The organism is Methylobacterium sp. GXS13, from assembly GCF_001455965.1.
Classification (GTDB): domain Bacteria; phylum Pseudomonadota; class Alphaproteobacteria; order Rhizobiales; family Beijerinckiaceae; genus Methylobacterium.
This window is the reverse complement of sequence record NZ_LKKO01000033.1, coordinates 14,568-33,053: the sequence shown is the minus strand read 5'-3', so window position 1 is coordinate 33,053 and position 18,486 is coordinate 14,568. Positions and strand designations below refer to the sequence as shown.

The window sequence follows — 18,486 nt, the reverse complement described above, 5'->3', positions numbered from 1 at the left end:
GATTGGGGCAAAGCGGTCGCGGAGATCCGGTCACCCGGCACCTCACAGTATCGACGGCACACCAACCCGTAGTCGTCGCTTTGCGCGACGCTGCGCTGATGTGATGCTCACAAGAAGCGTGCCATTCGCGACCGAAACGTCTGGTAGGACGCGCCTCGACCGGCGCAGGCATTCCTGCGCCCCGGTGACGTGGGCTGGATGCACCTGCCCTCGTGATTTTGACGAAGTCGCGCCCCGTTTCCGACGGTTGAGAAACTCGTAATTGATACGATAATTTTGACGTTCTCAGCCGAAGACCGCCATTCGTGCGCGCATGTGCCGTCAATATGCGCAAGATCCTCGCCGGCCTGCAGCCTCTTTGACCTTCCCGGTTACCGAACATCGGTCGACAATCGGGCGCTCAATCCTTGGGAGCTTCGGGATCGATGACGCATCTCACGCGGCGCAGCTTCGTCGGCACCGCGGCGCTGCTCGCGGCGCCGGCTCTCATCCGGCCGGCCTTCGCCGCCGACACCGTCAAGCTCGGCTGCCTGTTCTCGTCATCCGGCACGATGGCCAATATCGAGGGCCGGCTGAACCATGTGGTCCGCATGGCCGCCGACGAGATCAACGGCCGCGGCGGCGTCAACGGCCGCCAGATCGAGGTGCTGACCTCCGATCCGGCCTCGGACTGGCCACTCTACGCGCAGGTCGGACGGCAGATGCTGCAGCAGGAGAAGGTCGCGGCCCTGTTCGGCTGCTGGACCTCCGTGTCCCGTAAATCGGTGCTGCCCGTCGTCGAGCAGAATGACGGGTTGTTGTTCTACCCGCTCCATTTCGAGGGCGACGAGAATTCCAAGAACGTCGTCTACGTGAACTCGCCGCCCGCGAGCTCCGTACTGCCGGCGGTGGACTACCTGATGGGTCAGGACGGCGTCGGCGCGAAGCGCTTCTTCATGATCGGCTCGGACTACGTCTGGCCGCGCACGATCAACAAGCAGCTGAAGGGCTACTGGAAGAGCAAGGGGGTCCCGGAAAGTGCGTGGCGCGAGGAATACGTCCCCTTCGGCTTCTCGAACTTCCAGACCCTCGTGAACCAGGTGCGCAGCTTCGCCAGCCAGCCCGGGGGCCAGCCGATCGTGGTGCTGACCGTCGTTGGCTCCTCGATCCCCGATTTCCTGCGCGAATTCGCCAACCAGGGCATCAGCGCCACCGACGTGCCGATCCTTGGGCTCGACATGGTGGAAGCGGATCTCGAGGGTCTCGATACCGGCAAGCTCGTCGGCCACCTGAACTGCTGGGCCTATCTCCAGGCCGCCAAGGGCGAGCGGAACAAGACGTTCCTCGGTGACTGGGCCTCATACGTGAAGGCCAAGAACGTCCCATTCAGTGCAGATACGGTGATCGATCCGATGGTCTCGGCCTACGACAGCGTCCATCTCTGGGCGCTGGCCGCCGCCAAGGCGGGCTCCTTCGCGGTTCCAGAGGTGCGCGAGGCCTTCGCGGGCCTCAGCTTCGACGACCCGTCGGGCTACACGCTGACCATGACGGGGGAGAACAACTACGTCTCCCGCGGCGTCTTCATCGGGTCGGTCAACGAGAAGCGTGGCTTCGACGTGCTCGTGCAATCCGCCGACGCGCCGAAGCCGGTCCCGTTCAGCCCCTATGGTTGATCCGATTCGGCGTGCTCTCCTGGCGCTCTGGTATCTGGCGCTCCTGGCAATCCCAGCCTCCGCAGCGCCGCTCGACCGGACGATGTTCGCCGGGTCCTTGTGCAAGGATGGCGCCGCGCAGGTCGGCGCCGCCGAGGGGCTCGTCCGCGCCGGCGGCGATCTGCCGGCGGACGACCTCGCCTTCGCCGGGGGGCTTCTCGGCGCCCTCGCCGAGCGGCGCCTCACCTGCCCGCCGGACGGTGCCCTGTTGCTCGAGAGCCCGAATGCGGCGGGGGGCCAGGACGCCGTGACCGGCGCGCCGCGGCCGTCCGCCGAGGCACGCGCGCCGGTCCTCGGCCTGCGCCAGCGTGCCGCCGTCGAGACCGCACGCGGCGTGGTGGCGCTGCTCACCGAAGAGACGCCCGCAGCGCGCTCTGCCGGTCTTGCGGTCCTGGAACGGCGCATCGCCACCGTCCCGGCGGCGGTGCTCGATCGGGCGCGAAACGCGGAGACAGATGCTGCTCTGAAGGGGACGATCGCCGGCCTCGCCCAGGGCGCCGCCCTGTCCTCGCCCGATCCGACCCGGCGCCGGGCGGCGATCGCCGCCGTGGCCGCGAGCCCGTCCGGGGCCGCCGCGGCGCGGCTCGCCGCACTGAAGGGCGACCCCGCCTACGGTTCCGACCCAGCCTTCCGGGCCGCCCTCGATGCGGGTCTCGCCAAGGTCGGGCGTGCGGTCACGATCGGCGATGGCCTCGCGATCCTCTACAACGGCCTGAGCTTCGCCAGTATCCTTTTCATGGCGGCGGCCGGGCTCGCGATCATCTTTGGGCTGATGGGCGTGATCAACCTCGCGCAGGGCGAGTTCATCATGCTCGGCGCCTACGCCACCTACGGCGTGCAGGAGGTGCTGCGTCGGTTCGCCCCCGCGCTGCTCGACTTCTACCTCGTGGCGGCGATCCCGGTCGCCTTCCTGGCGGTCGCCCTGGTCGGCATCGTCGTCGAGGCGCTGATCCTGCGCCACCTCTACCGGCGTCCGCTGATGAGCCTGCTCGCCACCTGGGCGGTGAGCCTGTTCCTGGTGAACCTCGTGCGCGTGACCGTCGGCACTCAGAACCTCCAATTCGCCATGCCGGCCTATGTCAGCGGCGGCGTGCCGCTCTACGCGGACTTCGTCGTCACTTGGAACCGCCTCTTCGCGATCGGCTTCGCGGCGGCGACGCTGGTCCTGACGCTGCTGATCCTGCGCCGCACGCCGCTGGGGCTCGACATCCGGGCCGTGACCCAGAACCGCGACATGGCCGCCTGCCTGGGCTTGCCGACCCGCCGGGTCGACCGCCTCGCCTTCGGGTTGGGCTCGGGGCTGGCGGGCCTCGCCGGCGTGGCGCTATGCCCGATCTACAGCGTCAATCCCGGCATGGGATCTGGCTTCATCGTCGATAGCTTCATGGTCGTGGTGCTCGGCGGCGTCGGCAGCCTTGCCGGAACCCTGGTGGCGGCCCTTGGGGTTGGCGGCGCCAACGTCCTGATCGAGCCGATCTCGGGCGCGGTCGCGGCCAAGGTGATCGTGCTCATCGGCATCATCCTGTTCCTGCAGCGCCGGCCCGAGGGCCTGTTCGCGGTGCGGCGGCGGCGATGAACGGCGCAGCGCAGACGACCGCCCTCGCGAGCCCCCTCGGACCGGCGCGCCGCGCGGTGCGCGATCCCCTGGTCGCCGGCCTCGTCGGCCTCTGCCTCGCCGCCGCCGTCGCCCTTCTGGTGGCGCCGCCAGCGCCGTACCTGATCAACGCCATCGGTCAGCTTGCCGCCTTCGCGATCCTCGCGGTGTCCCTCGACCTGGTCTGGGGCTATCTCGGCATCCTCAGCCTCGGGCATGGGCTGTTCTTCGCGATCGGCGGCTATGTGTGCGCCATGCACCTGCTGGCCCACGGTGCCGCCGTGACCGGCGCGCTGCCGGATTTCGTGCAGTTCATGGGCTGGAAGAGCCTGCCGGCCTACTGGGTGGGCCTCGACCACGCGCCGTACGCGTTCGTGCTGGCGCTGGCGCTCGCCGGCCTCGTCGCCTTCGTGTTCGGGCTCGCCTCGTTCCGCTCGCGGGTCAACGGCGTCTACTTCTCGATCATCAGCCAGGCGCTCGTCTACGTCGCGATGCTGCTGATGTACCGCAACGACACCGGGCTCGGCGGCAACAACGGCAGGACCGGTTTCCCACTGCTGTTCGGCTGGCCCATGGGATCGCCCGGCGTGGTCACCGGCCTCGCGGTCGCGGCCCTGCTGGCGCTGACTGCGGTGCTCGCGGGCGCGCGGGTGCTGGTCGGCAGCGCAATCGGGCGCCGCATGCTCGCCTGTCGCGACGACGAGACCCGCCTGCGCACCCTCGGCTACAGCACCACCCGGTTGAAGCTCGGGATCTGGTGCCTCTCGGCCATGATCGCCGCGCTCGCCGGCATCCTCTACGTGCCGCAGGTCGGCATCATCAACCCGCGGGTGCTGGCGCCCGATCTTTCCATCGAGATCGCCGTCTGGGTCGCCATCGGCGGCCTGGGACGGCTCGGCGGGGCGGTGATCGGTGCCATCCTCGTCAACGGCCTGAAGTTCTGGCTCAGCGCCGCGATGCCGGAGGCGTGGCCCTTCATCCTGTCGGGGCTGGTGCTCCTCGTGGTGCTGGGCCTGCCGAACGGCCTGCTCGATCTCGTGGGTTTGCGCCTACGCCCAACCTGGCTGCGGGCCGCCCGATGAGCGCCCTCACCGTCGAGGCCCTGACCGTCGCCTTCGGCCGCTTCACGGCGCTCGATGCGGTGTCGCTCGCGGTCGACCCGGGCGAGGTGCGGGCCGTGATCGGCCCGAACGGCGCTGGCAAGACCACGCTGCTCGACGTGATCTCGGGCGTCACCAAGCCGGTCTCCGGCCGGGTGATGCTCGGCGACCGGATCGACCTGACCAAGCGCTCCGAGGCCGAGATCGCCCGCGCCGGCGTGCGGCGGAAGTTCCAGAAGCCGAGCGTCTTCCCGGCGCTCACCCTGCGCGAGAACCTGGAGATCGGCTGCGGCCCTGCGCTGCCGGCGCGCGAACGCCCCGCTCGCATCGCTTCCGTCCTGGCGGAGATCGGCCTCGCCCCACGCGCCACAGTGCCCGCCGGCACCCTGGCGCATGGCGAGAAGCAGTGGCTGGAGATCGGGATGGTCCTGGCCGCCGAGCCCAGGCTCCTCCTGCTCGACGAACCCGTGGCCGGCCTGTCCGATGCCGAGACGGCCCATACCGCCGCGCTGATCCGGGCACTCCGTCGGCCGGACAGAGTGATCCTGGTGATCGAGCACGACATGGGCTTCGTCGAGGCCATCGCCGACCGGGTGACGGTCTTGCACGAGGGGCGAACGCTCTACGAAGGCAGCATGCCCGGCGCCCGGCGCGATGCCCGCGTGATCGAGGTCTTCCTCGGCCGATGACCCATGCGCCCGCACCCGCGCGCCTCGATGTCGAGGGGCTCGACCAGCATTACGGCAGTGCACAGGTGCTGCGCGGGATCGGCCTCGCAGTCGAGCCGGGGGCCTGCCTCGCCGTGCTCGGCCGCAACGGCGCCGGCAAGACGACGCTGCTGCGCTGCCTCACCGGCCTGATCCCGGCGAGCCGCGGCCAGATCGCCCTCGACGGGACCGACCTGACCCGCCTGTCCCCCGACAGGCGCGCCCGTGCGGGGCTCGCCTACGTGCCCCAGGGACGCGAGATCTTCCCCGACCTGACGGTCGCCGAGAACCTGCGGGTCGCGGCCCGGGCTCACGGGCTCGATCGCACCGACGCGATCGACGAGGCGGCCGTCCTGTTCCCGGCTTTGCGCAGCCTCTGGCACCGCCCGGGCGGCAAGCTCTCGGGCGGCCAGCAGCAACAGCTCGCCATCGCCCGGGCGCTGGCCACCCGACCCCGCGCCATCCTGCTCGACGAGCCGACGGAAGGCATCCAGCCCTCGATCGTCGCCGCCATCGAGACGGTGATCGCCGGCCTGAAGGGGCGGATCACGGTGCTGCTCGTGGAGCAGTATCTCGACTTCGCGCTCCGGGTTGCCGACGCGGTGGTGGTGCTGTCCCGGGGCAGCGTCGTCGAGCGCGGAGACGCCGGCTCGTTGAATCTCGAATCTCTCACCCGTCACATCGTCGTCTGACAGAAACCCGAGGAGACGCCGTGCCCACCCATCACGAGATTCCCGCCACGCCCGAGACGATGGTGCTCGGCTACTTCGACGCGGCGCTGCCGCCGGTGCTCACGGTCGCGTCCGGCGACACTGTCACCCTGCACTCGCATCCGGCGGGCGGGCGCGAGTCGCTCCACCCCGACCCGGCCCGGGTGCCGGCCGACCTGCTCCACGCCCTCGACACGCTGGAGCGCGGCCCCGGTCCGCACTTCGTCACGGGCCCGGTCCATGTGACGGGGGCCGAGCCCGGCGACATGCTGCAGGTCGACATCCTCGACCTCAAGTTCCGCCTCGACTGGGGCTTCGTGGCGATCCTGCCGCTGCTTGGCACCCTGCCGGACGAGTTCACCGAGTACGAGACCGTCCACGCCGACATCGACACGGCCAGCGGCCTCTGCCGCCTACCCTGGGGGACCGAGCTGCCCCTCGATCCGTTCTTCGGCATCATGGGCACCGCCCCGCCGGCCGCCCGGGGCCGGGTCGGCACGCCGGTCCCCCGCGCCTTCGGCGGCAACATGGATAACAAGGAGATGCGCGTCGGCACGACGCTCTACCTGCCGGTCTTCAATCCCGGCGGCTGCTTCTATGCAGGCGACGGCCATGGCGTGCAGGGCGACGGCGAGGTCTGCATCACCGCCCTGGAGACGGGACTCACCGGCACCTTCCGGCTCACAGTGCGCAAGGATCTCCCCGGCGCCTGGCCCTTCGCCGAGACCCCCACCGACCTGATGTCGATCGGCCTTCACGAAAGCCTCGACGAGGCGATGCGACAGGCGGTGCGCGAGATGGTGCGTCTGGTCTGCGCCCGGACCAGCCTCACCCGCAACCAGGCCTACATGCTGTGCTCGCTGGCCGGTAACCTGCGGATCACCCAGACAGTGGACGGCAACAAGGGCGTGCACATGCTCATGCCCAAGTCCGCCCTGGGCACGGCTCCCGCCAAGTCCGCCTGAGGCGGCGAGGATTCGAGAGATCAGTTCGCGCTTCGCCCGAAGGCGAAGCGGCCGACACAGGCGGCCGCGCCGCGATGGCGCGGTCCCTGGTGGGGGGCCGTGCGTTCGGTCACGGCCGTCCGGATCGGCTCTGCCCGCACCGGCTGCAGGAGCAGGGCGGCGCGGAGCCGCTGCACCTCTGCCCGGAGTCCGGCATTCTCCCGCTCGACCTGAGCGAGCCGGGCCACACCCGCAGGCTTCAGCCCACCGAGCCGCCGTCGCCAGCGGTAGTAGGTGCCGAGCGAGACATGGGCGCTCGCGCAAATCTCGGCAACCGGTATGCCGCGCGCGGCCTCCGCGAGCAGGAACGCGATCTCCTCGTCCGTGTGCAGGGATCGGCGCATGCAGGATCTCCTGGTTCACCGGCCTCGATCGAAGCCCAAGAGCGGGGCGAGCAAGAAGCGGACCGGCAGCGATACCACGTTTCCACCCCCCCAGGCCGTTCGCCCAGGAGACCAGCAGGCATCGCCTTATCCAGCGTTGAACCGTGCTTCAGTTTCTGAGTGACCGTCCTTGTTTCTTGAAGCTGGAAGCGCAACACGGATTGACTCGGCCGCGGATACCGTTGTCTCCCGGCGGCTCATCCGTCGCGGTGGAGCGGAACTCGATCCATTTTCGTCGAGGGGTAGATTGGCTTCCATGGCAATATTTGGCTGAATAAGAGCACCTCACAGAACTTCAGGTTCCCGGGAGCTCTCCCTTCGCACGCGACGGTGCGGAGGGAGTTTTGTGAGAGGCTCTAAGACAGCTGGCCATTCCAGTGTCCAAATCAGAGGTATCAGCCCTTCTTCGGCGCTTAAGGGCTCCATCAGCGCCAGTCTTTGCGGTCGGCGCAAATCGATCACCGCAAAGACCCGCACGATTGGGTCTGATCTCGAGCCTCACAGGCCATGTCGAGCGACCGATGTCCTCAAGAGAATTGATAATTTGGCGTCGATAGGCGCCGGAAATTACTGATTGCTCATGCGCCGAGCAAGATTTTCCCCGATCATCACGCAGGTGAAATGTAGGTTGGCCCTGCAATCGCTGGGCATGATGGACGCGTCGCAGACCCGCAGACCGCCGATCTCGCGGACCTTCAGATCGGGATCGACGACGCCGGATGCGTCCTGCCAACCGCTCATGCGGCAGGTGCCGGCCGCGTGCTGGATGTCGCCCGCTTCCGCGAGCATCAGGTCGTCGAGTTCGGAATCCGGGAGGCGCGCAGCTTCGCCCAGCGCGAGGGGGCTCTCGCCGAACCGGATCGCCGTCGCGAGGTCGGCCAGCGCCGGATGCGTCGTCAGGCGCGCCAGCCGCCGCACCGCATCGCGCAGCCGCAGGCGGTCGCGCGGATCGTCGAGCATGTTCTCCTCGATGACCGGATTGATCTCGGGATCAGCCGATGTGAGGTGCAGGGAACCGCGCGAGAAGGCGTCGTACAGACCGACGCCGACGGCACCCTGCGGGGTCGGTTCCAGACCCGTCAGGCCGCGGTGATTGTAGGCGACGACGATCATGTCGCGCTCGCCGCCCCCCGCGAGACCGCTCGAATAGGTCACGCAGCAATTGGTATGGCGGGCATCCGGCCCGAGGGCCCGGTGGCCGGGCTTCAGATCCATCGTCGCCCTCAGGATCGGGTGATCCATGAAATTACCGCCGACCGCCTCGTGCGCGTGAAGGATGGGGATGCCGAGGGCGCGAAGCGACTCGGCGGGGCCGATGCCGGAGCGCATCAGGATCGCCGGGCTGTGGACGGCGCCGGCGCAGAGGACGATCTCGCGGCCGTGGAGCTCGGTCCAGGCGTCCGTCCCGAAGCGGACGCGGAGCCCGACGGCCTTGCGCCCCTCGAACAGGACGCGATTGACCAGCGCCTCGCAGCGAATCTCGAGGTTCGGCCGGTTGCGGGCCGGTTCGAGATAGCCGTCGTTGGTGGTGACCCGGTGCCCGTCGCGACTGTTGATCGGGTTGCACGACACGCCCTCGCCCTGCGGCGCGTTGAGATCCGCCTTCCAGGCATAGCCGTCCGCCAGTGCGGCCTCCCTCAGCCCGCGGTCGACGGCGCCCCACGCGTCCAGCGGGGCGCGGTAGACCGGCAGCGGACCGCCGCGACGGGCCCCTGCCTCGGTGGCGAATTCGGCGTCGTCCTCGATCCGGTCGAAGAGCGGCATCACGTCCTCTGCCGACCAACCCGTGCAGCCCTGCGCCGCCCAGGCATCGAAGGCAGCTGGGACACCGCGGATCGCGATCTGCGCGTTTACCGTCGAACTGCCGCCGAGCGCGCGACCGCGCCAGTAGAAGCGGGGCTCCTGGGCGCGGGTTCGGCGGCTCATCAGCCCCGGCCATTGCCAGTCCGCCTGGTGGCTCGGATCGTACATGAACGGGACGATGTTGGCCGAGCGCAGGGCCGGCGGGGCATCTGCGGACCGCCAGTCGCGGCCCGCCTCCAGCAGGAGCACCCGGCGGCCGGGATCCTCCGACAAGCGCGCGGCCAGGGCGGCACCGGCAGAGCCGGCGCCGACGACGATGACATCGTACACGGCAGCGCTCATGGCTTCTCGACGTTCCAGAAGAGCGGGATGGCGGACGGGATCAGCCCGGTCAGGGAGGTCCGGTAGGCTGCCGGCTGGGCGAACTGGCCGAAGGGTACGACCAGGCCTTCGCCGTAGACGATGGACTGGATCTCGCCGGCGATGTCACGCCGCTTGTCCGGATCCGGCTCGCGGGCGAACCGATCGAACAACCCGACCATGCGCGTGTCGCACATGAACCCGGAACTCGCCGCATCCTTGCAGGTGAAGTTGATCGCCGAGTTCGTCAGCGGCGAGCTGAGATCGAGGCCGAGGGCGTGAATGCCGAAAACGCTCCAGCCGGTCTTCTTGGTGCGACGGGCAAGCAGGGCCGCCCAATCCATGACCTGGAGATCGACGGTGAAGCCGGCCTGCTTCAGCCGGTCGGCCAGGATCGTGGAGGAGACGCGCGCCGCCTCGAGGTCGTTGGCCGCCATCACGATCACCGGCTCGCCCTTGTAGGCGGTCGCCTTCAGGGCAGCCCGCGCCGCCGCGACGGACGGATCGTGCAGGAGCTCGGCCCCGACATGCGTCTCGTAGGGCGAGCCGCAGATGAAGAAGGCGTCGCAGGTCTGCGAGAAGCGCGGGTCGAGGCCGAACCCGTCCAGGACTTCGCGCTGATCCACGAGGCGGAGCAGCACGCGCCGGATCGCCGGGTCGTCGAAGGGCTTGGCTGCCGTATTGATCCTGTAATGCCCCGTGAAACGGTGCGGGCCGGTGAAGTTCATCACCGCCAGATTCTTGTTGCGCTCGATCTGCTCGATCAGATCGAAGGGCGCGTACTGCATGAGATCGATCTCGCCGGCGCCGAGGGCCCCGACGGCGGTCGCACCGTCCGGGATGACGCGGATGTCGAGGGCATCGACTTTCACGACCTTGCCGCCGGCGAGGAAGTCGGCCGGTTCGGGACGCGGCCTGTAATCAGGATTCTTGCGCAACAGCATGTGGTCGCCGGTGATGTGCGCGGCGCGGTCATAGACGAAGGGACCGGATCCCATGACCTCCGTGAGCTGCGTCGTGGGCGGCGTCGCGGCGAGCCGGGCCGGCATGATGAAGGGCGTCGGGCTCGACGTGGTGCCGAGGGTGTCGAGCACGAGGCCGTAGGGCTCCCGTAGCGTGAGCACGAAGGTCCTGTCGTCCACGGCGTCGAGGGCGGCCGCCACGTCCATAAGCCGGCCGCCCAGCGCGCTGCGGGCCGCCCAACGCTTCAGCGAGACGACGCAGTCGGTGGCCCGGACCGGCGTACCGTCATGGAAGCGCAAGCCGTCGCGCAGGGTGAAGCGCCAGATCAGACGATCGTCCGACACCGACCACGTGTCGACCATCTGCGGCTTGAACAGGCCCTTCGCGTCCGGCGCGAACAGCGTGTCGTAGACCATGAAGCCGAAGGTCCGCGTGATGTAGGCCGTGGTGAAATACGGATCGAGGGTGACGATCTCGGCTTCGAGCACGGCCCGCACCGTCGTTTCCGCCCGGGCCGATGCAGGCGCCAGAGGTGCCAGGAACGCCGCCGCGGCTGCAAGCAGCCCGGGAAGCCAGGATCGTCTCATGTGCATTCGCCCTCTGTCCGGGCCGGATAGGCAAGCCCAATACCAGGACGATAGCACTATCCGCTTCAGCGATCGTCCCGGCGTCGGTTGCGGCCCTGGGTCAGGCCAGCAGGAGGCAGCAGCGCGGCGGCACAGGCCGGGCTCGGTGCGTTCCTCGACGGCGGTGCACGGACATCTTCACCTTCTCCGTGTCGGCCGCCTCGTCTCAATGCCCATAAGTGGCCTGTTCGATGCATTGGGCTGGCACGGCCCCGGCCTGCCGTGGGGATTGCAGGACCGTCCGCCCGGACGGTCCGAGGCGCTTGAAAAGGTCCCGGATGAATCGTCGCGATTTCGCCAAGCTGGTGCTCGTCGCAGGGGCGGCGGGGCCGATCCCTTTCGGCATCACGCGCGCTGCAGGCCAGACCCGGGGCGGCGTCCTCAACACCGTGATCCAGCCCGAGCCACCGATCCTGGTTTCGGCGCTCAATCAGCAGGCGCCCACGCTCACGGTCTGCGGCAAGATCTACGAGAGTCTGCTGACCTACGATTTCGACCTGACGCCCAAGCCCGGCATGGCCCAGAGCTGGGAACGCAGCCCTGACGGCCTAACCTACACCTTCAAGCTGTTTCCCGGCATCACCTTCCACGATGGCTCGCCGATGACTTCGGAGGACGTGGTGTTCTCGGTCACGAAGGCGCTGATGGAGGCACATGCCCGGGCGCGCGGCACGTTCTCACGCTTGGCCTCGGCCGAAGCGCCGGACCCGCTCACCGTGGTGTTCAAGCTGAAGGAGCCGTTCGCACCGTTCCTGCACGCCTTCGATGCGACGACCGCGCCGATCATCTCCAAGGCGCTCTACGAGAACACCGACCTGCGGCAGAACCCGAACAACGGCCGGGCGATCGGCACGGGCCCGTTCAAGCTCAAGGAGTGGGTGAAGGGCTCCCACATCCATCTCGTGCGCCACGAGGGCTACTACCGGAAGGGCGAGCCCTATCTCGACGAGATCTACTACCGGGTGATCCCGGACGCCGCCGCGCGGGCGGTCGCCCTGGAGAGCGGCACGATCCAGCTGACCCAGTGGAACGACGTCGAGGCCTTCGACGTGCCGCGCCTCAAGGCGCTGCCGAACCTCGACATGACCACGAAGGGCTACGAATTCTACGCGCCCCATCTCTGGCTGGAGATGAACACGCGCATCGCGCCGATGAACGACAAGCGCTTCCGCCAGGCAGTGCTGCACGCCATCGACCGGGAGGCCCTGCGCAAGCGCGTTTTCTTCGGCCTCGGCAAGGTCGCCACCGGCCCAGTCTCCTCGAAGACGCGGTTCTACGAGCCGGACGTGAAGACGTACGAGTACGCCCCCGCGAAGGCGACGGCGCTCCTCGATGAGATGGGGCTGAAGCCCGGCGCGGGCGGCAAGCGGGTGAGCCTGAAATACCTGGTGCCGCCCTACGGCGAGATGTGGCAGCGGGTGGCGGAGTACGTGCGCCAGTCCCTCGGCAAAGTCGGGATCGACATCGTGCTGGAGGGCATCGACGTCGGCGGCTGGGCGGCGCGTTGCGGCAACTGGGAATTCGAGATGTCCGCGCCCTGGACCTACCAGTACGGCGATCCGGCGCTCGGCGTGGCACGCTCCTACATTTCCTCGAACATCCGCAAGGGCATCCTGTTCTCGAACACCTCCGGATACAGCAACCCGGAAGTCGACAGGCTGTTCGAGGAAGCCGCCGTGGCGCGGGACGACGCGACCCGGCAGGCGCTCTACAGCCGGGTCCAGAAGATCCTGGTCGAGGACGTCGCGGTGGCGTGGCTCACCGAACTCGACTTCCCGACCTTCACCGACAAGCGCATCAAGGATCTCGTCGTCACGGGCAGCGGCGTGAACGACACCTTCGCCCGGGCCTATCGCGCATGAGGACGATAGCCGCCCTGGCCGCCTGGATCGCGCGGACGCTGGCGGTGATCCTGGTCATCGCCAGCGTGAACTTCGCCCTCGTCCACGCGGCGCCCGGCGATCCGGCCCAGGTCATCGCGGGGCAGTCCGGCGCCTCGGACGAGACGCTCCTCCGACAGCTCCGGGCCGAATACGGCCTCGACAAGCCCTACCCGGTGCAACTCGCGACCTATCTGGGCCGGGTCCTGCGGCTCGACCTCGGCTATTCCTACCGGCAGCAGCGGCCGGTGCTCGGCCTTGTGCTGGAGCGGCTGCCCGCGACCCTGCTGCTCACCGGCACGGCCTTCGCCCTGGCGCTCGGATCCGGGATCCTGCTCGGCACCCTCTCGGGGGTGCGGGCGGGCCGGTGGTCCGACACCCTGATCGGCCTCGTGGCGCTGGTGCTCTACGCCATGCCGGTCTTCTGGCTTGGCCTGATGCTGGTGCTGGTCTTCTCAGTCCAGCTCGAATGGCTGCCGGCCTTCGGCTACCGCAGCGTCGGTACGACGTTCTCGCCGCTGGGGCAGGTCGGCGACGTGCTGGCGCACCTGATCCTGCCCGTCCTGTCGCTCGCCGCGGTCTATCTGGCGGTCTACGCCCGCCTGATGCGGACCTCGATCGTCGAGGTCGCCGCCCAGGACTTCGTGAAGACCGCCCGGGCCAAGGGCCTCACCCGCGGCCGCGTGATCCGCGATCACATGATCCGCAACGCGATCCTGCCGGTGGTGACGGTGGCCGGCATGCAGGCCGGCGCATTGGTCGGCGGCTCGGTGGTGGTCGAGACGGTGTTCGCCTGGCCGGGCCTCGGTCGGCTGGTGTTCGAGGCCCTCAGCCAGCGCGACTATCCGGTCCTGCTCGGGATCTTCCTCGTGATGTCCGTGCTCGTGATCCTCATCAACATGCTGACTGACCTGCTCTCGCGGCTCATCGATCCGCGGATCGCCGCCTCCGCGAAGGCCGCGTGATGGGGGTCATCCGGGCATTCCTGCGCAACCCCGGCGGGGTGATCGGCCTCGTGCTCCTCGTTGCGGTGGTCGCGGTGGCGATCTTCGCGCCGCTCCTCGTCCCGGTCGATCCCTGGGAGATGGTCGGCGCGCCATTCGAGCCGCCGCTGAGCCCGGACCTGCCCCTGGGCTCCGACACGATGGGCCGGGACATCGCCGCCGGCCTCGCCCACGGCGCCCGGGTCTCGCTGGCGATCGGCCTCGCCTCGACGCTCACGGCTCTGCTGGTCGGCGTGGTGATCGGTGCGACGGCCGGATGGTTCGGCGGCCTCGTTGACGGCGTACTGATGCAGATCGCCGAGCTGTTCCAGACAATCCCCGGCTTCATCCTGGCGGTGCTGCTGGTCGCGACCCTGGGGCCGTCGCTCGCCCACGAGATCCTGGCGATCGCGGCGATCAGCTGGCCGCCGCTGGCACGCCTGACCCGCGGCGAGTTCCTGCGGCTGAAGAACCGGGACTTCGTACGGGCCGCCGCCTGCCAGGGCGAGCGCCCCGCGGCCCTGGTCCTGGGCGACATCCTGCCGAACGCCCTGGCGCCGATCATCGTCACCGGCTCGCTCACGGTCGCCACCGCGATCCTGATCGAGAGTGCGCTGAGCTTCCTCGGTCTGGGCGATCCGAACCTGATGTCCTGGGGCTACATGGTCGGTGCCGCCCGCACGGTCATCCGGCAGGCCTGGTGGACGAGCGTCTTCCCCGGTGCTGCGATCCTGGTGACGGTGCTCGCCATCAACCTCGTCGGCGAGGCGCTCAACGACGCGCTCAACCCGCGGCTTGCCCGGCGGAGCGGCGCATGAGCCAGCCGGTCCTCACGATCACGGACCTCTCCATCCGCCTGCCGCGGGCCGCCGACCGGGCCCAGGCGGTGAGCGACGTCTCGATCACGGTGGGCGCCAACGAGATCGTCTGCCTCGTGGGCGAGTCGGGGTCGGGCAAGTCGATGATCGCCCATGCGATCCTGGGCCTGCTGCCGCCGGGGGTGACCGTGGCCGGCGGCGGCGTCACGCTTCGCGGGCGCGACATCGCCACCGCGTCCGAGGCGGAGATGCGCGCCATCCGCGGACGCGACGCCGCGATGATCTTTCAAGAGCCGCTCAGCGCGCTGAACCCGCTGAAGCGTATCGGCGAGCAGATTGCCGAGGCCATACGGGCCCATGCGCCGGAAACGCCGCGCGCCGCGGTCGGAGCGCGGGTCGGCGCGCTGATCCAGGATGTCGGCCTGCCGGACCCGGCGCGGATCCGGGCCAGCTTTCCGTTCGCGCTGTCGGGCGGCCAGCGCCAGCGGGTGATGATCGCCATCGCCATGGCCAACAATCCGGCGCTGCTGGTGGCCGACGAGCCGACTACCGCCCTCGACGTGACCACGCAGGCGCAAATCCTCACGCTGATCCGCCGCCTCCAGAGCGAGCGGCAGATGGGCGTCCTGCTGATCACGCACGATTTCGGCGTGGTCGCCGAGATGGCCGACCGCGTCGTGGTGATGCGCGACGGCCGGGTAGTCGAGCAGGGCAGCGCCGAAGCGCTCCTGACCACGCCCCGCGACCCCTACACCCGGGCCCTGATCGCCGCGGTGCCGCATGGCAGCGGCCGCCCGGCGCGCAGGACGACGGCGGCATTGCCGCCGCTGCTCGAGATAGAGGCACTCTCAAAGACCTTCATCACGCGGCAAAGGTGGTTCCGTCAGGCCCGCCGCGTGGTCGCCGCGGACGGGATCTCCCTCACGCTGTCGGCCGGCGAGACGGTGGCGGTAGTGGGCGAGTCGGGATCGGGCAAGTCGACCCTCGGGCAGATGATCCTGCGTCTGGCCGAGCCGGATTCGGGCCGGGTCCGCTTCGAGGGGCAGGATCTCCTGGCCCTGCGGGGCGAGGCGCTCCGGGTCGCACGCCGCCGCATCCAGATCGTGTTCCAGGATCCGTTCGCGGCGCTGAACCCGCGCCAGAGAGTCGGCGAGGCGATCGCCCGCGGCCCGATGGCCTACGGCGTACCGAAGGCCGAGGCCGTCGCCGAGGCGCGGGCGCTGCTCGAGCGGGTCGGCCTGAAAGCCGGCGCCGCCGACCGTTTCCCGCACGAGTTCTCCGGCGGCCAGCGCCAGCGCATCTGCATCGCCCGGGCGCTGGCGCTCAAGCCGCGCGTCCTCGTGGCAGACGAGGCCGTCTCGGCGCTCGACGTCTCCGTCCAGGCCCGCGTGCTCGACTTGTTGGCGGAGCTCCGTGCCGAGTACAATCTCGCGATGCTATTCATCACCCACGACCTGCGCATCGCCGCCCGGATCGCCGACCGGGTCGCGGTGATGCAGCGGGGCCGGATCGTTGAGACGGGACCGGCCGCTGCGATCTTCGCGGCGCCCGAGCACCCATACACCCGCGGCCTCGTGGCCGCGATGCCCGGCCGTCGCCTGTTCGGCGGTCTCGACGCGTCGGCGCCCGAGGCGCTGACCGCCTGAGTGCGCCCGCCGGTTCGGCGACGAAGGCCCGCGGCACCGGCACGGATGATGCAGCGGCCATGTGTTTTGCGAGGCGCGTGCAACTTTCGGGGAGATCCATGGCTTCGGCGAGCGGACGGATTCTGTCGGGCGCGGAGGTAAAGGCGCTGTCGCAGCGCTCGGACCTGCGCGGTGCGATGCGCCTTGGGGCGCATGTCCTGATGTTGGCCGGCTCCGGCTGGCTGGTCTGGCGCTCCGGATCGTGGACGCTGCTGCCCGCCATGATGCTGCTCGGCATCGTGCAATCGGCGCTGTTTGCGCCGATCCACGAGACCATCCACCTGACCGCGTTCCGCTCGCGCCGGGCCAACGCCGTCGTCGGCTGGCTAGTCGCTTGCCCGTCGCTCCTGAACTGGCACTTCTACACGGCTTTCCACCTCGCCCATCACCGCCACACGCAGGATCCCGAGCACGACCCCGAACTCGCGTTGCTGCCACCTTCAACCCTCGACGCCTATGTCTGGCGCGTGATGGCGCTGCCCTACTGGCGCACCCGCCTCCAAGTTGCTGCGGCCGGCCTGCGCGGCGACCTATCGGCCTACCCCTTCATCACGGAGCGCACCGCGCCGCGCATCATCCGGTCGCTCAGACTGATGTGCGCCTTCCTGCTCGGCGTCTCAGTTCTCGGTATGGTGCTGATCGGCTGGTGGGCGCCCCTGGTGTTCTGGATCGGGCCGCAGCTCCTCGGGCAGCCGTTCCTGCGGCTCTACCTGCTCACCGAGCACACGCTCTGCACCATGGACGACAACGGCCTGACCAACACCCGCACGACCTTGACCAACGGCCTGATGCGTCTGCTCATGTGGAACATGCCGTTCCACACCGAGCACCACCTCTATCCGTCGATCCCGTTCCACCGCCTTCCGGACGCCCACGCGGCGATGCGCAAGCGCCTCGTCGTGCTGCAGCGCGGCTACGCCAAGTGGCATGTCGGCTTCGTCCGGACGTTGCGCCCGTGACCGGATGGCCGACGGCTACCGGAACCTTCGAACTCGGGGACCTGCCGCTTCAGTCGGGCGCCGTGCTGCCGGGCGCGCATCTGCGCTGGAAGACGCACGGGACGCTCTCGCCCAGACGCGACAACGTCGTGCTCTATCCGACGAGCTACGCGGCCCAGCATCCCGACCTCGAATGGTTGATCGGCCCGGACGGCGTGCTCGATCCAGAGCAGTGGTTCATCGTCATCCCGGACATGTTCGGCAACGGGCTGTCATCGAGCCCATCGAATACGCCGGACTGGCCCGGCCTCGTCACCGCCTGGGACAATGTCCACGCCCAGCGCCGCCTCATCGCCGAGATCTGGGGAATCGAGCACCTACACGCCGTCTACGGCTGGTCCATGGGCGCTCAGCAGGCCTACCATTGGGCGGCCCTGTTCCCCGAGCAGGTCGCCCGGACGGTGATCACCTGCGGCAGCGCCCGCACCGCCACCCACAACCGCGTGTTCCTGAAGGGCCTCATGGCGGTGCTGGAGGCCGCGCCCGAGTATCGTGGCGCGGGCCGCTTCTCGGCCGAGCCCGCCGCGTCGCTGCGGGCCTTCGGGCGCATCTACGCCGGCTGGGCGCTCAGCCAGGACTTTTACCGGGCAGACCTGCACCGGACGACGCTCGGCGCACCGGACCTCGATACCTTCCTGCGCACCGACTGGGAGGAACGCTTCGCCCGGCGCCCGGCGGCCGACCTCTACGCACAGCTCTGCACCTGGGACGCGGGCGACATCAGCCGCAACCCGGGCTTCGACGGCGACCTGGCGCGGGCGCTCGGCGCGATCACGGCCCGGCTGCTGCTGATGCCCGGGGAGACCGACCTCTACTTCCGCGTCGCCGACAACGCGGCCGAGCTGCCCCACCTCCGCGATGCCATCCTGCGGCCGATCCCCAGCATCTGGGGCCACCGTGCGGGCAATCCCTCCACCCACCCGGCCGATGCGGCTTTTCTCCGCGATACGGTACGGGCGTTCCTCGGATCATCCGAAGACATGTGAGTGCGGGACCTTCGCATACTTGCGAATCGGCAGGTACACATCTCCGTCCCGGGCCGGGCACCTTCGTTCACGTGATCCAACCCACGACGTTTGCAGCAGCGTTCCCTTTTGAGATGCTGCGAGGATTGGATAAACGGCGACATTGGGCGCGAAGCTGTCCTACGCCCCAATTGATTGAATGTTCGGTTTCCCGAC

The 18,486-nt window shown here is 69.1% G+C and carries 15 protein-coding genes; 12 read left to right on the top strand and 3 right to left on the bottom strand.

Annotation, left to right across the window (positions count from 1 at the left end; genetic code table 11):
* The first annotated feature begins 425 nt into the window (after positions 1–425).
* The 6 genes from AO398_RS12290 to AO398_RS12265 are packed head-to-tail and all read left to right on the top strand — an operon-like array spanning position 426 to position 6,767.
* The gene (locus AO398_RS12290) at positions 426–1,652 is read left to right on the top strand and encodes a transporter substrate-binding protein (RefSeq protein WP_058192328.1); all 1,227 of its coding nucleotides are present in this window, start codon (positions 426–428) and stop codon (positions 1,650–1,652) included.
* Positions 1,645–3,267, top strand: coding sequence for an urea ABC transporter permease subunit UrtB (urtB, locus tag AO398_RS12285; RefSeq protein ID WP_058192327.1), 1,623 nt, complete (start codon positions 1,645–1,647; stop codon positions 3,265–3,267). Before AO398_RS12290 ends, urtB begins: the two co-directional genes overlap by 8 nt.
* Positions 3,264–4,367, top strand: a complete 1,104-nt coding sequence (gene urtC / locus AO398_RS12280) for an urea ABC transporter permease subunit UrtC (RefSeq protein ID WP_058192326.1) — start codon at positions 3,264–3,266, stop codon at positions 4,365–4,367. The genes urtB and urtC overlap by 4 nt, the downstream gene beginning before the upstream one ends.
* Complete coding sequence (locus AO398_RS12275; protein WP_058192325.1) at positions 4,364–5,074, top strand: ATP-binding cassette domain-containing protein; 711 nt, start codon at positions 4,364–4,366, stop codon at positions 5,072–5,074. Before urtC ends, AO398_RS12275 begins: the two co-directional genes overlap by 4 nt.
* Positions 5,071–5,784, top strand: a complete 714-nt coding sequence (urtE, locus tag AO398_RS12270; protein WP_058192324.1) for an urea ABC transporter ATP-binding subunit UrtE — start codon at positions 5,071–5,073, stop codon at positions 5,782–5,784. The genes AO398_RS12275 and urtE overlap by 4 nt, the downstream gene beginning before the upstream one ends.
* A gap of 20 nt (positions 5,785–5,804) precedes the next feature.
* Positions 5,805–6,767 (top strand): acetamidase/formamidase family protein, encoded by a 963-nt coding sequence (locus tag AO398_RS12265; protein ID WP_201025752.1) that lies wholly within the window; start codon positions 5,805–5,807, stop codon positions 6,765–6,767.
* Between the two features lie 20 nt (positions 6,768–6,787).
* Here the strand turns inward: AO398_RS12265 and AO398_RS12260 are convergent, their stop codons facing one another.
* The 3 genes from AO398_RS12260 to AO398_RS12250 form a co-directional block, all read right to left on the bottom strand.
* Positions 6,788–7,150, bottom strand: coding sequence for a transposase (locus AO398_RS12260; protein ID WP_058192323.1), 363 nt, complete (start codon positions 7,148–7,150; stop codon positions 6,788–6,790).
* Positions 7,151–7,756: 606 nt separating this feature from the next.
* Positions 7,757–9,322 carry a GMC family oxidoreductase gene (locus AO398_RS12255; protein WP_058192355.1) on the bottom strand — a complete coding sequence of 522 codons (1,566 nt, stop codon included), beginning with the start codon at positions 9,320–9,322 and terminating at the stop codon, positions 7,757–7,759.
* Between the two features lie 8 nt (positions 9,323–9,330).
* On the bottom strand, positions 9,331–10,902 hold the full coding sequence (locus tag AO398_RS12250) for an ABC transporter substrate-binding protein (RefSeq protein WP_152997505.1): 1,572 nt from the start codon (positions 10,900–10,902) through the stop codon (positions 9,331–9,333).
* Positions 10,903–11,219: 317 nt separating this feature from the next.
* Between AO398_RS12250 and AO398_RS12245 the strand changes: the two genes are divergently transcribed.
* The 6 genes from AO398_RS12245 (at position 11,220) to AO398_RS12220 (ending at position 18,291) form a co-directional block, all read left to right on the top strand.
* Positions 11,220–12,803 carry an ABC transporter substrate-binding protein gene (locus tag AO398_RS12245; RefSeq protein WP_058192321.1) on the top strand — a complete coding sequence of 528 codons (1,584 nt, stop codon included), beginning with the start codon at positions 11,220–11,222 and terminating at the stop codon, positions 12,801–12,803.
* A complete protein-coding gene (locus AO398_RS12240; RefSeq protein ID WP_058192320.1) occupies positions 12,800–13,786 on the top strand; it encodes an ABC transporter permease in 987 nt (328 codons plus the stop codon). The genes AO398_RS12245 and AO398_RS12240 overlap by 4 nt, the downstream gene beginning before the upstream one ends.
* A complete protein-coding gene (locus tag AO398_RS12235; RefSeq protein WP_058192319.1) occupies positions 13,786–14,622 on the top strand; it encodes an ABC transporter permease in 837 nt (278 codons plus the stop codon). The genes AO398_RS12240 and AO398_RS12235 overlap by 1 nt, the downstream gene beginning before the upstream one ends.
* Positions 14,619–16,268, top strand: a complete 1,650-nt coding sequence (locus tag AO398_RS12230; RefSeq protein ID WP_058192318.1) for an ABC transporter ATP-binding protein — start codon at positions 14,619–14,621, stop codon at positions 16,266–16,268. Before AO398_RS12235 ends, AO398_RS12230 begins: the two co-directional genes overlap by 4 nt.
* Positions 16,269–16,366: 98 nt before the next feature.
* Complete coding sequence (locus tag AO398_RS12225; protein ID WP_058192317.1) at positions 16,367–17,266, top strand: fatty acid desaturase; 900 nt, start codon at positions 16,367–16,369, stop codon at positions 17,264–17,266.
* On the top strand, positions 17,263–18,291 hold the full coding sequence (locus AO398_RS12220; RefSeq protein WP_058192316.1) for an alpha/beta fold hydrolase: 1,029 nt from the start codon (positions 17,263–17,265) through the stop codon (positions 18,289–18,291). The genes AO398_RS12225 and AO398_RS12220 overlap by 4 nt, the downstream gene beginning before the upstream one ends.
* Positions 18,292–18,486: the final 195 nt, after the last annotated feature.

Excerpts from the sequence above, each read along its gene's own strand:
- AO398_RS12245 (WP_058192321.1), top strand. The coding sequence starts at position 11,220 with ATGAATCGTCGCGATTTCGCCAAGCTGGTGCTCGTCGCAGGGGCGGCG.
- AO398_RS12290 (WP_058192328.1), top strand. The coding sequence starts at position 426 with ATGACGCATCTCACGCGGCGCAGCTTCGTCGGCACCGCGGCGCTGCTC.
- AO398_RS12230 (WP_058192318.1), top strand. The coding sequence starts at position 14,619 with ATGAGCCAGCCGGTCCTCACGATCACGGACCTCTCCATCCGCCTGCCG.
- AO398_RS12235 (WP_058192319.1), top strand. The coding sequence starts at position 13,786 with ATGGGGGTCATCCGGGCATTCCTGCGCAACCCCGGCGGGGTGATCGGC.
- AO398_RS12260 (WP_058192323.1), bottom strand. The coding sequence starts at position 7,150 with ATGCGCCGATCCCTGCACACGGACGAGGAGATCGCGTTCCTGCTCGCG.
- urtC (WP_058192326.1), top strand. The coding sequence starts at position 3,264 with ATGAACGGCGCAGCGCAGACGACCGCCCTCGCGAGCCCCCTCGGACCG.
- AO398_RS12240 (WP_058192320.1), top strand. The coding sequence starts at position 12,800 with ATGAGGACGATAGCCGCCCTGGCCGCCTGGATCGCGCGGACGCTGGCG.
- AO398_RS12250 (WP_152997505.1), bottom strand. The coding sequence starts at position 10,902 with ATGAGACGATCCTGGCTTCCCGGGCTGCTTGCAGCCGCGGCGGCGTTC.
- urtE (WP_058192324.1), top strand. The coding sequence starts at position 5,071 with ATGACCCATGCGCCCGCACCCGCGCGCCTCGATGTCGAGGGGCTCGAC.
- AO398_RS12275 (WP_058192325.1), top strand. The coding sequence starts at position 4,364 with ATGAGCGCCCTCACCGTCGAGGCCCTGACCGTCGCCTTCGGCCGCTTC.
- AO398_RS12225 (WP_058192317.1), top strand. The coding sequence starts at position 16,367 with ATGGCTTCGGCGAGCGGACGGATTCTGTCGGGCGCGGAGGTAAAGGCG.
- urtB (WP_058192327.1), top strand. The coding sequence starts at position 1,645 with ATGGTTGATCCGATTCGGCGTGCTCTCCTGGCGCTCTGGTATCTGGCG.